This is a genomic window from Cetobacterium sp. ZWU0022 (assembly GCF_000800875.1).
In the GTDB taxonomy this organism is placed as follows: Bacteria; Fusobacteriota; Fusobacteriia; order Fusobacteriales; family Fusobacteriaceae; genus Cetobacterium_A.
In genome coordinates, this window is sequence record NZ_JRJZ01000083.1 from 1 (window position 1) to 16,040 (window position 16,040).

Below are 16,040 nucleotides of genomic sequence, written 5' to 3' on the forward strand. Positions count from 1 at the left end.
ATTCGAACCAACGCATGACGGAGTCAAAGTCCGTTGCCTTACCGCTTGGCGACACCCCAACATCGCTAAAATAATATCATTTTTTTTTTAACTTGTCAATGATTTTTTTATTCTTCTACAATTTCTTCTACTACTACTGATACTGGCTCTTGCGACATAACCTCTTTATACTTAGCTATAACAGAGTCTGTTATATCCTTTCTAAGTTCTGGTGTAATTGGATGAGCTATATCCTTATATTCACCATCAGGCATTTTTCTCGAAGGCATAGCAACAAACATTCCTTTTTGACCATCAATTACTTTTAATCCATGAATTACAAAGCACTCTTCAAAAGTAACATCTGCATAAGCTTTTAACTTAAGTTCGTTTTCATTTTTTACTGTTCTCAATCTTACATCTGTAATTTTCATTCTAAATGCACCTTCCTTACGTTTTAGTAGTTTTATTTAAAATTGCAGAGAAAGACCTCGCAATCATTAAATCTGTATTTTATGTTACTAAATCTTTGATCAATATCCTTTATCAAAAATGCGTAGTAAGCGCTTCCGCTTCCTGACATAAAAAAGTTTAAATCTTCTACTTCTAACAATCTCTTTTTAAAATCTTTTAGGTTTTTATCAGATTTTAAAAGTGCTTCTTCTAAATTATTTTCTATATTTTCTTCAATTAATTCCAATTTATTATTTTTTAAACCTTCTACTATTAAATCTATATTTGCTACTTTAAGAGTTCGAAGATTCTTTAGCTGCTTATATGCTTCTATTGTAGAAACACCAAACGGAGGTTTTATAATAACTAGAGATGTTTTCAAATTATTCTCTATCTTCAGTAATTGCTCTCCTATCCCTCCAACTCTTGAAGGGATATTCGATATAAAAAATGGAATATCAGCTCCTATTTCCTTTCCCAATTCGATTAATTCATTTAAATCTAAAGGGTTTTTATGATAGTTATTTAAAAAATTTAAAAACGTTGCTCCGTTAGAACTACCACCACCTAAACCTGCTTGATGTGGAATATGTTTTTCTAGATAAACCTCTATTCCTAAAGGAGATAGCTTAGTTTTCTCATAAAATTTTTTATATATTTTATAAAGGATATTACTTTCATCAACAGGAATATCCTTTTTATTTGTTTTTATTTTTAATTTATCAAGTTCATCAATTACTTTCACTCTTAACTTATCAGACAAAGTTATTGGTAACATAGTCATATCTAAAAGATGATATCCATTTTCTAATTTACCTACTATATTTAATCCAATATTTATTTTAGCATTCGATTCAAGTTCATACACTTGCATTAAAATATATCCTCCTCACCATCTAAATCAATAACAATTCCTTTGCTATCTAAAACTTCAACCAATTCCGATGTTTTACTTTTTGAAACATTTCCTTCTGGAACTTCTAAAATTCTAAATTTAAAATATCTATTATAGTATTCTAATTCTAATTCCATTCCAACTTTTACTTCTGTACTAGCTTTAGCTACTTTTCCATTCAACTTAGCTTTTCCACCATCAACAACTATTTTTGCTACTGGTCTTCTCTTTATTATTCTACTCACTTTTAAAAACTTATCTAATCTCATTACTATACCATCCTTTTACCGTAATATTATATATACCCTATTTTTTTCATATGTCAAGAGCTTAAAAAGATATTTTTATTTTTTAGCCTCTTCCCAAATCCTATCCATCTCTTCTAAAGTAGCATTTTCCAAATCACAATTTTCTTCAACGTATCTAAATCGTTTTTCAAACTTAGCTGATGCTGCATTCAAACATGTCTCTGGATTCACTCCTAAATGTCTTGATAAATTTACTAAAGCAAAGAATAAATCTCCTAGTTCCTCCTGTGCTTTCTCTTTATTTCCAACCATTATCTCGTCTCTCAATTCATCGATCTCTTCTTCAACCTTATCTATTACACCATGAACTTCTGGCCAATCAAATCCAACTTTCGAAGCTTTTTTTTGCAATTTTTCAGCTTTTAATAAAGCTGGTAATCCCTTTGGAACTCCATCTAAAATTGATTTTCTATCTTTGTGCTCTTTTTCTTCCTTTTTTATCTTTTCCCAATTTATTAAAACCTCATCAGATGTTTTAATATCACTTAATTCACCAAAAACATGTGGATGCCTTCTTATCATTTTTTCTGAAATAGCTTGAACCACATCCTCTATTGAGAACTCACCTTTTTCATCGCAGATATTTGATTGAAAAACTACCTGAAGTAAAAGATCTCCTAATTCTCCCATCAGCTTATCTCCACCCTCGTCCATAGCTTCTAAAACTTCATATGTTTCTTCTAAAAGATGGGGCTTTAAACTTTCCAAAGTTTGTTCTCTATCCCAAGGACATCCATCTGGTGCCCTCAATTTTTTTATAATTTCAACTAACTCATCAAATTTTTGCATTTTACTCTTCATCTCCTCTATACCAGTATAAAAACTCTAAAATATCTTTATTTGAATAAAGACCACCATCCTTTTGAGAATAACGAGCTTCTTTCTCTTCAATAAGTTTCATCAATTTCTCAAAGTTTACAAAATTATTATCAAATTTATAGAAAACCTCATTATCATTTTTTTGAATCTCTTTTATTTTCAACTCTTTGGCTAGTAATTTTATTTCTAAATATTTTAATAAGTTTAGAACCTCTTCTGGTTCATCACCAAATCTATCTTTTAATTCTAATTTTATTTCTTTTAAATCATCTAGATTTCTAATGTCAACTAATCTTCTATAAATAACTAATCTTTCATCACCTTCGATATAATCTTTAGGAAGATACGATTCCTCATTTAAATTTATTTTTGTTTCAAATTCCTCTTGATAATCACCTTTCACACGAGATATTTCCTCTTGCAATAACTTAGTATATAGATTATATCCGAAAGTTTCTAGTGCACCATGTTGTTTATCACCTAAAATTTCTCCTGCTCCCCTAATTCTCATATCTTCTAAAGAAAGTTTAAATCCACCTCCAAATTCACCAATTTCCTTTAAACTCTCTTTTCTTTCAGAAGCTTTCTTTCCCATCTTTTTATCTTTATCTATAATCAAATAACAATAACCTTTTCTCTTTCCTCTACCTACACGCCCTCTCAGTTGATAGACCTGCGATAATCCTAATTTATCAATTCCTTCAATCAATATAGTATTAGCATTTTCTATATCAATTCCATTTTCTATAATAGTCGTACTTAAAAGAATATCTATGTCTCCATCTTGAAATTTTCTAAGTCTTTCTTTTATATTTTTGGGAGACATCTTTCCGTGAATATAATCTATTGTTACAAACTTAGGAAGTATTTTCTTTAAATCATTCAATTTATCTTCTATTCTTTTCACACGATTAAATATATAGAAAACTTGCCCTTCACGAGCAATCTCTTTCATTATAGATTCTCTGATATCTTTTTTATTATCATTTATAAAAGTTGTTTCTACAGGGACTCTGCCTTCTGGTGCAGTTTCAATTACCGATATATCTCTAATACCCAATAAGGCATAATTCAACGTTCTTGGAATTGGAGTAGCTGTTAACGTCAACATATCTACATTTGTTTTCATTTTTTTTAATCTCTCTTTATCTTTAACTCCAAATTTTTGCTCTTCGTCAACTATTACTAAGCCTAAATTTTTAAATTTTAAATCTCCAGATAAAACTCTGTGAGTTCCAATCACAATATCAATACTTCCTGATTCTAATCTTTTTAGTATCTCCTTTTGTTCTTTATCTCCACTTAATCTACTTAAAAGTTCAAGAGTAATCGGATAATCTTTATATCGCTCCACAAATCTTTCATAATGTTGCTGAGCTAGAACTGTTGTTGGTGCTACAATCAAAACCTGTTTTCCATCCATAACACATTTAAAAGCTGCTCTAATAGCTACCTCTGTCTTACCGTAACCTACATCTCCACATACAATTCTATCCATCACTCTAGAAGATTCCATATCTCTTTTTACATCTTCTATTGCATTTTTTTGATCTTTTGTTTCTATATAGGGGAACTTTTCTTCAAATTCCTCTTGCCAAACTGTATCTGCTGAAAATTTATAACCTGTATTTAAAGCTCTTCTTGCTTGAATCTCAACAATTTCTTTTGCAAATTTAAGCATATCCTCTTCTAATTTTTCTCTTCGTCTTTTAAATCCTCTTCTTCCTAAATTATAAAGTTCTGGTGTTTTTCCTGGATTTACTAAAAATCTTTCTATTTTATTTAGTCCTTCAATTGGGACAAACAATTTATCCTCATCTGCATATCTTATGGCTAAGTGATCTTTTCCATTTATCTCTTGAATTCCTAAGTAAAGACCTACACCATAGTTTTCATGAATTATATAATCGCCTTCTCGAATTTGAGATATATTTTCATATTTTATACCATCTTTTTTATTTTGAACTTTAACTCTTTCTGTATCTCCTTCACTTTTTAAAACATCTATCTTTATGCATCTGTTTTGAATTTTTTCATATAAACTTCTTAACTCATCTTCATTATCTCTTTCTCGAATAATTAGTTCTTCTAATTTATATTTTATAATCTCATTATTTTCTAAAAACATCTCAACTTCATTATCTTTTTTAAAATTATTCAAAATTTCTAAAAAATTTAATTTTTCAAAATTATTTTTGTTTATATACATATTTATATTTGATATCTTCTCAAAACTTTTTTGATCTAAAATTGAGAAATGTGTTATTCTATCTATTTCATCTCCAAAAAATTCTAATCTTACTGGATTTTCACCATTTAAAGGAAAAATATCAATAATATCTCCCCTAACAGAAAATTCCAATCTCTTTTGAACCAAATAATTTTTTTGATATCCATTCTTTTCTAAAGTATCTATCAGGTCTTTTCTACTTAACCCTACACCTAATTTTAAGTTTAAGACATTAGTATTTAAAGAATATTTTTTTATCAATCCTTCCAATGACATTAAAATTATAATTTTTTCTTTTTTAGCCATTTTTTCTAACAATTCGTAATTAACTCTATAGTATTCATTTTCATCTTGTAAATCTGAAAGTTTTACTATATTTTTTTCATGGTCTTTTATATTATCAAAATAGATGTCTATATTTTTATTAGATGAACCTATATAAACAACACTATTTTTTTTATCTATTAAAAATTGAGAAATATCTTTTCTAAACATAAATTCCTCCCACTTTCCTTCTATTACTTTATTATACATTATTTATTATAAATTAAAAGAAAAAGAGATCAGACGACTCTGACCTCTTTTATGTATGTAAATTAAATTAACTAAGAGCTTGATTATGCAAAGAATCCAAATATCATTGAACCTAGGATAAGCATCATTGCTCCTCCTACTCTTGATGAAATTTGTGCGAAAGATATTAGTTCCATTCTATCAGCAGCTCCTAAAACCGCGATATCTCCAGATCCACCTCTATTAGCCATACAAAGTCCTGCTGTAATAGCTGCTTCTACTGGGTAGAACTTCATTTTTTTAGACATTAACATTATAAATAAAACTGCTCCTAAAACAATTGCCATTGCTATTGCAACGTTAGCTATTGATAAAGAGTTTATAATTTCTCTTACATCTGTTCCAAATCCTACTGCACCCATAAGTATCCAAATTGTGTACTTAGAGAAGAATGTTTGTACATTCTTTGCTCCAGCTTTTAAAGGTGCTGGAACTACATCTAAAACATTTAAAATGATTGAGTATATTACTAGGAATGCTAATCTGTGCATTTCAAACGGTAAGTTTAAAGATGACCAGATAACCCCAGAAATATGTGAGAATATGAATAATACTCCTGTAAATACTAGTGCAGCGGCAAATTCTTTTTGTCCAACTTCTACTTTCGGACCAGCTTCCTCTTTTATAGCTTCTTTCGAATCATCTAGTATTAAATTACCAAAACCAGTTAATGATGGATGTTTCTTTCCAATCTCTTTTAATAAAGCACCTGTAAATATAGCAATAACGTTAGCTATTGTTAATATTGAGATTGCAAAAGCAAACCAATCTTTTGGATTTCCACCTGTTTTTTGAGCCCACATCTCAGACATAGGTATTGCTCCTGCTCCAGTTCCTCCACCCATTATAGGTAATACATAATTCATTAAGATATCTAAAGGTTCTTTTCCAAATAGGAATCCTACTAAAATACCACCAACACTTGCTCCTAATACTCCGATTAAAATTAACGGAATATATCCTGCTATTGATTGAAGTAATGTTTTTCTGTTTACAGTTAAAACAGATCCTACTATCAGAGCTGGTATAAATAACTCTAAGAAGTTAACCGGTTGCTCACCATAGAAAACATCAATTGATTTTAAAACTTTAGCTGGAATCATATTATAAGTTCCCATAACTGCAGAAGTAAAGAATACTAAAACTGTCCCTCCACCGATATAGTCATTCCAAATTGGAATTCTGTCTCCAATCTCACCAAATAAAATACCAAATACTGCTAAAATTGTGAAAACTGTTAAAAAGTTTCCTCTTAAAAAAGCAGCTTCCTTTCCACCGAAAGGTACATAAACTACTAACGCCACTACTGCCAATAGTGCCAAGAACATTTGAACTGATAATCCACTCCACTTTGTCTGTTTTGGGTCAAACAGTTCTTTGAAATTTTTTTGTGCCATGTTTTTCTCCCCTTATTTCATTATTATATATGTTAATTGAAATTTATTTTATACCCTACTATCTTTTTATTTTTCTAACAACGTCAATTATACTTCCATCTCTATACTCAACAACTGCTACAACTTGATCTTCAAACTCAATCTCTTTTGGTTCTCCAACGATATAGTTTGCTAGCTCTCTTAACTTCTCCATAGTTACTAGTTCAATTCCTGCTTTCTCGAATCTCTCTAATAAATCTGTTCTAGTTGGATTTACAACCACTCCGTAGTCTGTTACAACCACATCTACTGTACTTCCTGGAGTTACTACAGTTGTTACTTTATCAATTATTGTAGGAATTCTTCCTCTTGTTAATGGAGCTACTATTATTGATACATTTGCTGCTGCTGCTGTATCTGAGTGTCCCCCTGAAGCTTCTCTGATTACTCCGTCAGAACCAGAGATTACATTAACGTTGAAATCTTTATCTACTTCTAGAGCACTTAAAATTACAAAGTCTAACTTATTTACAGCTGGTGATGCATTAAATGGATTTGCATAGAAATCTGCACTTACTTCTACATGTTTTTCATTTCTTCCAATCGATTCAACTGCTGCTAAGTCAAAGCATTGTGTATCATAAAGTTGTCCCATTAGACCTTCTTCTAATAAGTCAACAAAGGCTTTTGTAATTCCACCTAATCCAAAGCTACACTTTATATTCTTTTTTATTAATTCTTCTCTTATAAATCTTGTAACTGCTAATGAGGCTCCTCCTGAACCTGTTTGCATAGAGAATCCATCGTTAAAATATCCTGATGCCAACATTACATCTAAAACTTTTTTAGCCATCAATAACTCTTTTGGATTTGATGTAAATCTTGTTGCTCCAGACATAATTCCATTTGGATCTCCAATCTCATCAACTACAACTACGTAGTCAACTTGAGTTTGAGGAATACTCATTGGACTATTTGGATAATCAACTAAAGTATCAGTTATTATAACTACTTTATCTGCATGTGCAGCATCTACTTTTGCATAACCTAAAGATCCACATAGTGATTTTCCTTTAACTCCATTTGCATTTCCCATACAGTCTGCTGATGATGCACCTAAGAATGCAACGTCTATCTTTATATCTCCCTCTACGATAGCTCTTGCTCTTCCACCGTGAGATCTTATAACTGCTGGATAGTCTCCTAACATTCCATCCGATATCTCTTTTGCTAGGTCACCTCTTAATCCACTCGAACCTAATCTATTTACTACTCCAGCTTTAATATGTTTTACAATACCTTCATGAGCTTTTGTGAACGAACTTGCTTCAACTCTAAGATTTTTGAATCCCATCTCAGCTAATTTATCTAAAACCATCGGTAAAACTTTATCTCCATTTCTAAAATGGTGGTGGAAAGAGATTGTCATTCCATCTTTCAATCCTGATTTTTTTATAGCTTCCTCTAATGAATCTACAACTTTAGTTCTTTTTACAGTTCCCTTTAAGCTTTCTGCATCTTCATTGATCGACCCTTCAGGTTGATAAGCAAATGGAGAGTTATATGCTTTTCTTTCCTCATAACCTTTTATTGTTTTTAAAAGGCTTTCATCAACTCTTTTATTTATCATATTACTCGTCTCCTCCTAATCTTACCCCAGCTGCTTTAGCTAGTCTTAAAACATGTTCAGCTCTTTCAATTATTGGTTTATCTACCATTTTCCCATCTACAGTAAATACTCCTTTATTTTGCTCTAAAGCTTCTCTTGTTGCACCTACAATTTTTTTAGCTTTCTTTATTTCAAGTTCTGAAGGTGTATATACTTTATGTAATAACTCTATTTGTCTTGGATGAATCAGTGATTTTCCAGAGAATCCCATTTGTTTTATCATTGTAGCTTCTCTTGTAAATCCTTCGTCATTATTTACATCTGCATAAACTGAATCTAAGGCATCTATTCCTGCTGCTCTAGCTGCCATTACGATCAGTCCTCTTCCTGTAAATAACTCTACACCTTCTGGAGATCTATTAGTTTTTAAGTTAGTAACATAGTCCTCTCCACCGATAGCCATTCCAACTAATCTGCTTGAAGAAGTTGCTATTTGGTAAGCATTTAAAGCTCCTAATGGACTTTCAATTGCAACCATTAACTTTGTTGTTCCAACAGGAATTCCCGCTTCTTTTTCGATTCTTTCCACATGTGCTTCAACATCTAAAACATCTTTTGGTGTATCTGTTTTAGGGATTCTTATTATATCCGGTTGAGCTCTTACAATAAACTCTAAATCTTCTACTCCAAATTCAGTGTCTAATGCATTTATTCTTACAACTGTCTCAATATTTAAACTTTTGTATATTGGTCTCATCTTTTGTAACATGTTGTAAACTAGGAATCTAGCTGAGTCTTTCTCTGTTATAGCAATTGCATCCTCTAGGTCAAACATTATTGAATCTGGTCTATAAATATGTACATCTTTTATTACTCCTGGATTATTTCCCGGAATAAAAAGCATCGAACGTCTTAATTTCATTTTTTCCTCCTACTACCAAGTGAATTTTTGTTGAGCTGCTCTTGTAACAACTGTTTGGATTCTGCTTTTGATTACAGGCTCAATAGCCCCTTTATCATTTACTAATACTTTTGCTGAAGTAACCCCTAACTCTTCTAAAGATTCTAAAATTACTCTTCTAACATCATCTCCATATTGCCCCATTACAACGCTTTCAATTTCTAATTCAATTCCTGTAGCATTTGGCTCGATTATTACATACATATCACTCGATTCAAGAGTTCCTGCCACTGCTTTTACTTTGATCTCCATTTCCTGGCCTCCAATTTTTTTAATTATTTAAACATAGCTAGTAACACACCTGCTGCTACTGCTGACCCTATAACTCCTGCTACGTTAGGTCCCATTGCATGCATCAGTAAGAAGTTACTTGGATTTTCCTCTTGTCCTACTTTTTGAACTACTCTTGCCGCCATAGGTACAGCACTTACTCCTGCTGCTCCTATCATCGGATTGATTGTACCTTTGCTAAGTTTACACATAACTTTTCCAAAGATTACTCCTCCTGCAGTTCCAAATGCAAACGCGAAAAGTCCTAATACTATTATCTTTATTGTTGCTAAATTTAAAAATGCTTCTGCATTTGTTGTCGCTCCAACTGTCAATCCAATAAATATTGTGATTACATACATTAAAGCTCCCTTTATATGCTCTACTAAGTTAGGAACTAATCCACTTTCCTTAGCTAAGTTTCCAAACATTAGCATTCCTACTAAAGGTATTGCTGATGGAATTATTAATGTTACTACTATTGTTACTACTATTGGGAATAAGATTTTCTCTCTTTTACTTACAGTTCTAAGTTGAGTCATTTTTATCTGTCTTTCCTCTTTCGTTGTAAATAATCTAATAATAGGTGGTTGAATTACTGGTACTAGTGCCATGTATGAATATGCTGCTACCGCTATTGGTCCTAACATATGTGGTGCTAACTTTGATGTTAAATAGATAGCTGTTGGTCCATCTGCTCCACCTATAATTCCGATAGATGCTGCTTCGTTTCCAGTCATTCCCATTGCAACTGCACCTACGAACGCTCCAAATATACCTAATTGTGCCGCTGCTCCAAGAAGTAAACTCTTAGGATTAGCAATTAATGGACCGAAGTCTGTACTTGCTCCTATCGCTAAGAAGATTAGAGGAGGATAAACTCCATACTTTACTCCTGCATATAAAATATTTAAAAGTCCATTTTTATCCATTATTCCTTCACTCACTGGTGCTGGTAAATTTACCAATAACATTCCAAAAGCTATTGGAAGTAATAGATAAGGTTCATACTGCTTTTTTATTGCTAAAAACAATAGGAATAACGCAACTAAAATCATAATACCTTGATTCATAGTCATCATTGCAATTCCTGTTGTTGAAAATAGATTACTTAAAAACTCCATTTTAACTCCTTTCGACTTTATTATTTTGATTAAGCTATTGTTACTACTACTGTTCCACCGTCTACTGTGTCACCTTTATTTACAGTTATTGATTGAACAACTCCATTTACTGGTGAAACAATTGGATTTTCCATTTTCATAGCTTCTAATACTAATAAAGTATCTCCAGCTTTTACGTTTGCTCCTACAGTTACATCTACAGATACAACTAAACCTTGCATAGGTGCCTCAACTTTTGTACCATTTCCTGCTGGTGCTGATGCCACTGCAGCTGGTGCTGGCGTTGAAGATGTTGGTGCTGATATTGTTCCGTTAACCTCTGTTACTGATTCTACTTCTACCTCGTATACTTTTTCTCCAATTTTAACTTTATATACTTTTATCATTTTTATTACACTCCTATTAGTTTAATTCTTTTATTCCTACAACTCTTATATTGGCATCCTTATCTTCTCCAGCTGCCTCTATACATGCTACCATCATAGCTACTCTCATCTCTTCGCTTGTTATCTTTGATGGATCAAACTTTTCTCTTTCTACCTTTGCTGGTGTTACTGCTGGTGTAGCTTTTTTTACCTCTACCGCTTTCTCTGCTGGAATATATTTAAACAGTGAAAGAACGAAAGCTAATATTGCTAATATTGTAAATACAACAAGCATACTTATTAACGTTATTTCAAGAGCTATCATAAGCGTTATTGCGTCTTTAAACATTCTTATAAATCATTCTCCTTTCAACTAAAATACTATATTTATACTTCTATATTCTTTTTCTACTTTTGGTTTATCTCTATTCTCTAAGTAAGGTCTAGCTATTTGTGGGAACATAGCATACATTAGAACATCTTCAGGAGATTTTGCTAAATCGCCAATCTCTCTTTTTATCTCATCATATTCTGGCTTTAGAAGGTCTGCTGGTCTTCCTGTGAAAACAGCTTCATCTCCAATTATTTTTTTCTTTACCTCTTCTGACATTGGAGCTGGTGATTTTCCATAAAGACCTTTTACATAATCCTTAATCTCTTTTGGTACCATCTTATATCTTTCTCCAGTCAATACATTAAATACCGCTTGAGTTCCAACCATTTGACTAAGTGGCGTAACTAGTGGAGGGAATCCTAAGTCCTCTCTTACTCTTGGAATCTCTTTTAGTACATCTTCATATTTATCAGCAGCTTTTTGCGCTGTAAGTTGAGATACTAAGTTTGATAACATTCCACCAGGTAGTTGATATTCTAAAATGCTTGGCTCAACGAAGTAAGCTTGCATATTTAAAACTTTCTCATCTACATATTTTTTTCTAATTGGTTTGAAGTATTCTGCAATCTCTTTTAAAAGTGTTAAATTTAACTCTGGGTCTCTTTCTCCACCTTCAAAAGTTCTAACCATAGATTCTGTTGCTGGCTGTGCTGTTCCTCCTGCAAAAGTAGATATCCCTGTATCAATAATATCAATTCCAGCATCTACAGCTCTTAGGTATAACATACTTGCTATTCCACTTGTAGCATGAGTATGTAACTCTAAAGGAACATTTAAAACAGACTTTAACTCTTTTACTAGGTTGTATCCTGTTTCAGGAAGAAGTATTCCAGCCATATCTTTTATTACAATTGAGTCTGCTCCCATAGCTTCCATCTCTTTAGCTAACTCTTTATAGTACTCTGTTGTATGAACAGGACTTATTGTATAAGCTATTGAAAGTTGGCAATGTCCTCCATATTTTTTAGTTGCTTCAGCAGCAACTTTTAAGTTTCTTGTATCATTAAGTGCATCGAATATTCTGATTATATCGATACCATTTTCAATTGATTTTTTTACAAACTCTTCAACTATATCATCTGCATAGTGTCTGTATCCTAAAAGGTTTTGACCTCTTAAAAGCATTTGTAGTTTTGTTTTTTTAGCTCTTTTCTTGATTTCTCTAAGTCTTTCCCAAGGGTCTTCATTTAAGAATCTAATACAAGCATCAAAAGTGGCTCCTCCCCAAACTTCTAAAGCATGATATCCAACTTCATCCATCTTCTCAACAATTGGAAGGATTTCAGCAGTTGTCAATCTTGTTGCTATTAGAGATTGGTGTCCATCTCTTAGACAAGTTTCCGTTATTTTAACCTTATTTTTCAAAATATCCTCCTCGGCATTCAGTGTCCCGTATTCTGTATACAATTTTATATTTACAATACAGTATACAACATTTTTCATATTTGTCAAATTATTTTTCTATCTTTAATCCTATAAAAAATATAATTTTAGTACAGTGTGACCTACTTTTCCAAAAAAAAATCAGAATTTCTTCTGATTTTTAACTTTCAACCTGCTTTATTAAAAACTCTTTAGCTTCTAGCAAGTGTTTTCTATTAACTTCAATCGCTTCATGCTTTTTTCCACTTTTTATTAATTCTACTATTTTCATATGATCAGCATGTGCACTTAATCTTCTCTCATTATTCTCAGCAGATATCTTTCTAAACTTTTTTAGATATAAGTTCAAATTATTTATTAGATGAATAACTCTTGGTAAATCAGAAATTGCATATAAAATCTTATTAAATTCTGAGAAATATTTAAATACTTCTAAACATTTAACTTCATCATTTACTATTGCATCTGCCTTATATATATTCTCCTCTAATTTTTTAATATCTTCTAAAGTAACTTTTTCAAATAACTCTTCAAATATAACTGTTTCTAAAGCTATTCTTATTTTAACAACCTCTTCAACATCTTTTTTAGTAGTTTTGGGAACTGTTACTCCACCTTTTTCTCTAGCTTCTACAAGCCCTTCTAACTCTAACATTCTAAGAGCTTCTCTAAGGGGTGTTCTGCTTATATTTAATCTTTCAGCATATTCTTCTTCTACTATCCTGCTCCCTTCTTTTATGTTTCCATTTACAATCTCATCTTTTAAATAATCATATACTTGTTCACGGATTGATTTTTTTTTCTTTATAACCATTATATTCCCCTTCTTTTTAACTCGTCGTAAATCACACTAATTTATCCATTCAATTATACTATTCATATATTTAATACAAAAATAATCTTTAGGCTTTATTATATCACAAATAATTTTTTATTACCTATTTTTTTCTATGACGACTAGAGGGTATTCCCAGTTCATCTCTATATTTAGCTATTGTTCTTCTTTGAATCATAACACCTCTATTGCAGAGTTCTTTCAATATTTTTTCATCTGATAAAGGATTTTTTTTATTTTCCAAATCTATAATTTCTAATATTTGATTCTTTATATATTGATTTTTTTCATCTAAAACTATATATTTTTTTAGACTCTCGATTCTACTACCACTTTTTAAAAACTTATCCTTTATAGCTCTTGATATTGTTGATTCATGTAAATCTAATTCGTAAGCAATATCTTTTATTTTTAAGGTTTTTAATGGAGCATTTCTTAATATAAAATCTTTTTGATAATTTAAAATATAATTACTTACTTTTAAAAGTGTTTTTTGTCTTTTTTGAATACTTCTTTCTAATGTTAAAGCTAAATTATAGCTTTGTTTGTCATCTGTTCTTACTTTAATTTTTGGGATTTCCTCTTCATTTAAAGTTATTATAATCTCATCAGCTATTATATCTAGATTAATATCTGGTATGATGTATTTCGTTTTTTTATTTACATAGTATCCTCTTGCTGGTTTCGGATTCAAGGTTTTTATTACCTCTATGTATCTTTTTAGAGTAGACATATCAATCTCTCTTTCTAAACAGATTTTATTCAAATTTGTATTGGCTATATCTTCTAAATTTTTTTCAAGAATTTCCTCTATTTTTCTTTCTTTTATTCCTCTGTTTAAAAGTTGTATTTTTAAACAATCGATAAGATCAAAAGCTCCTACTCCAATTGGATCTAACTTTCTTAAAATACTTAAGCTCTCTTTAAAAACAACACTTTTATATCCCCCATCTTTTCTTAACTCTTCCAAGGAACCATCTAAATAACCACGTTCATCTAAATTATTTATTAAATATTCTAAAATATTTTTTATCTCTTTTGATAAAGTTAAATAACTAATCTGTTCCTCTAAAAAATCTATTAAACTCTCTTCTGAATCCGATATGTTTTCTAAATAGTTTTCTACTTCAGTAGATTTTGATTTTATCTGCTTTGGATAAACTATCTCAATTCCTGGATATTTCTCCTCTTTTTCTTTCAAAAATTCTTTTAATTCTTTCAAACTCATTTTTAATATATCAATAGATAACTTCATCTCTAGAGATAAAGCTATTTTCAAACTTTGATCTAATCCCAATTTAAAATCCATAACTTCCCCTTTCTTATAAAAATAGGTAGAGCTTATTAAACTCTACCCAACTCCATGCTACTATTTTCAAATGTTTTTAAATTTAAACTCTTTTTCAAAATGTACTCTTATATTTTTATTGTTATATTGAATTGGTTTAAATCTCCATTGATTGAGTGCCTTTTCTACTTCCTCTTTAAATCCAAATTTTTGTTCACCTGATAAAAACTCTATATTTTTTACACTACCGTCAACATCTACAAGAAATTTCACCCTAATTATTCCAATACCTTTATAACCTGATTTTTTAGCTCTAATGGGATATTTAGGATCAACCTCTTTTAATATTTCATACTCTATTCCTTCTAAAGAAATTGCAGTAAATACTCCATCTTCCCCTTGTAAAAATCTATTATTATCTTGAAATTCATTATATTGTACCTCTTTTTTAGGCGATTCTATCTTTTTAACTTTGGCTTTTTCTACCTCTTTTATAACTTTATTTTCTTGTTTATTTTCTTGTTTATTTTCTTGTTTTTTTTCTTGTTTTTTTTCTTGTTTTTTTTGTATTATCTTCTCATCGTTTTTTTTAGCTTCACTTTCTATCTCAGATGCAATGTTTTTAGGTTTTGAACTAGCTTCTGTGTTATTACTTATAGCTCTATTATTTCTCACGGATACAACTATATTTTTTTTCTCTTTAAATTTTATCTCTTCCTCTGTAGTGTGAAATAAAAACATACCTACTACTAAAGTATGTAAAACTGCTGATAAAATATAAAATTTATTCATTAAAATTCAGCTCCACTTTATCTATTCCTATATCTTTTAATTTAGCAATAGCTTTAACTACAACTTCATATCTTAAATCTTTATCTGCACTAATTGTTATCTCTTTTACATTCTTAAGTTTCTCAGATAGATTCTCTAACATTATTTCAGTTGAAATTTTATCTACTGAAATATAATATTTTTCATCTTTATCTATAATTAATTCATACTCTAAATTTGAACTCTCTGATATAGCTCCAGATTTTGGAAGCTCCAATTTAAATCCACTATATTTATCAAAAGTTGTAACTAGCATAAAAAATATCAACAATAAAAATACTACATCTATTAGAGGTGTCAAATCTGGAGTAGCTAAACTTCTTTTCTTCGTTCTTCTCTTCATAAAT

The 16,040-nt window shown here is 30.7% G+C and carries 17 protein-coding genes; all 17 read right to left on the bottom strand.

The annotated features are described in order from the left end of the window. Positions 1-107: 107 nt before the first annotated feature. The 17 genes from spoVG to L988_RS06705 all read right to left on the bottom strand — a co-directional run bounded on the left by spoVG (position 108) and on the right by L988_RS06705 (position 16,036). Positions 108-413: a septation regulator SpoVG gene (gene spoVG, locus L988_RS06625; RefSeq protein WP_047382757.1), complete on the bottom strand. Its 306-nt coding sequence runs from the start codon at positions 411-413 to the stop codon at positions 108-110. A 32-nt stretch (positions 414-445) separates the two neighbouring features. Further along, the gene (gene ispE, locus L988_RS06630; protein ID WP_047382759.1) at positions 446-1,306 is read right to left on the bottom strand and encodes a 4-(cytidine 5'-diphospho)-2-C-methyl-D-erythritol kinase; all 861 of its coding nucleotides are present in this window, start codon (positions 1,304-1,306) and stop codon (positions 446-448) included. After that, positions 1,306-1,596 (bottom strand): RNA-binding S4 domain-containing protein, encoded by a 291-nt coding sequence (locus L988_RS06635; RefSeq protein WP_047382760.1) that lies wholly within the window; start codon positions 1,594-1,596, stop codon positions 1,306-1,308. Before L988_RS06635 ends, ispE begins: the two co-directional genes overlap by 1 nt. Before the next feature lie 75 nt (positions 1,597-1,671). Continuing rightward, positions 1,672-2,424 carry a nucleoside triphosphate pyrophosphohydrolase gene (gene mazG / locus L988_RS06640; RefSeq protein WP_047382762.1) on the bottom strand — a complete coding sequence of 251 codons (753 nt, stop codon included), beginning with the start codon at positions 2,422-2,424 and terminating at the stop codon, positions 1,672-1,674. A gap of 1 nt (position 2,425) precedes the next feature. Further along, entirely contained in the window at positions 2,426-5,179 is a 2,754-nt protein-coding gene (gene mfd / locus L988_RS06645; protein WP_047382764.1) for a transcription-repair coupling factor, read from the bottom strand. A 122-nt stretch (positions 5,180-5,301) separates the two neighbouring features. Continuing rightward, complete coding sequence (locus L988_RS06650; protein ID WP_047382765.1) at positions 5,302-6,654, bottom strand: 2-hydroxycarboxylate transporter family protein; 1,353 nt, start codon at positions 6,652-6,654, stop codon at positions 5,302-5,304. A 58-nt stretch (positions 6,655-6,712) separates the two neighbouring features. Then, positions 6,713-8,263: a citrate lyase subunit alpha gene (gene citF, locus L988_RS06655; protein WP_047382766.1), complete on the bottom strand. Its 1,551-nt coding sequence runs from the start codon at positions 8,261-8,263 to the stop codon at positions 6,713-6,715. A 1-nt stretch (position 8,264) separates the two neighbouring features. Then, a complete protein-coding gene (locus L988_RS06660) occupies positions 8,265-9,164 on the bottom strand; it encodes an aldolase/citrate lyase family protein (protein ID WP_047382770.1) in 900 nt (299 codons plus the stop codon). Between the two features lie 12 nt (positions 9,165-9,176). Then, entirely contained in the window at positions 9,177-9,455 is a 279-nt protein-coding gene (gene citD, locus L988_RS06665) for a citrate lyase acyl carrier protein (protein ID WP_047382772.1), read from the bottom strand. Positions 9,456-9,478: 23 nt separating this feature from the next. Then, complete coding sequence (locus L988_RS06670; protein WP_047382774.1) at positions 9,479-10,597, bottom strand: sodium ion-translocating decarboxylase subunit beta; 1,119 nt, start codon at positions 10,595-10,597, stop codon at positions 9,479-9,481. Positions 10,598-10,626: 29 nt separating this feature from the next. After that, complete coding sequence (locus tag L988_RS06675) at positions 10,627-10,983, bottom strand: biotin/lipoyl-containing protein (protein WP_047382776.1); 357 nt, start codon at positions 10,981-10,983, stop codon at positions 10,627-10,629. A 16-nt stretch (positions 10,984-10,999) separates the two neighbouring features. Then, on the bottom strand, positions 11,000-11,311 hold the full coding sequence (locus L988_RS06680) for an OadG family protein (protein WP_047382778.1): 312 nt from the start codon (positions 11,309-11,311) through the stop codon (positions 11,000-11,002). A gap of 24 nt (positions 11,312-11,335) precedes the next feature. Further along, a complete protein-coding gene (locus L988_RS06685) occupies positions 11,336-12,721 on the bottom strand; it encodes an oxaloacetate decarboxylase subunit alpha (RefSeq protein ID WP_047382780.1) in 1,386 nt (461 codons plus the stop codon). 178 nt (positions 12,722-12,899) lie between these two features. After that, positions 12,900-13,553 (bottom strand): GntR family transcriptional regulator, encoded by a 654-nt coding sequence (locus L988_RS06690; RefSeq protein WP_047382782.1) that lies wholly within the window; start codon positions 13,551-13,553, stop codon positions 12,900-12,902. A 124-nt stretch (positions 13,554-13,677) separates the two neighbouring features. Further along, on the bottom strand, positions 13,678-14,883 hold the full coding sequence (gene rpoN / locus L988_RS06695; RefSeq protein ID WP_047382784.1) for an RNA polymerase factor sigma-54: 1,206 nt from the start codon (positions 14,881-14,883) through the stop codon (positions 13,678-13,680). A 66-nt stretch (positions 14,884-14,949) separates the two neighbouring features. Further along, the gene (locus L988_RS06700) at positions 14,950-15,654 is read right to left on the bottom strand and encodes an energy transducer TonB (RefSeq protein ID WP_047382785.1); all 705 of its coding nucleotides are present in this window, start codon (positions 15,652-15,654) and stop codon (positions 14,950-14,952) included. Further along, a complete protein-coding gene (locus tag L988_RS06705) occupies positions 15,647-16,036 on the bottom strand; it encodes a biopolymer transporter ExbD (RefSeq protein ID WP_047382787.1) in 390 nt (129 codons plus the stop codon). The genes L988_RS06700 and L988_RS06705 overlap by 8 nt, the downstream gene beginning before the upstream one ends. Positions 16,037-16,040 lie beyond the last annotated feature (4 nt).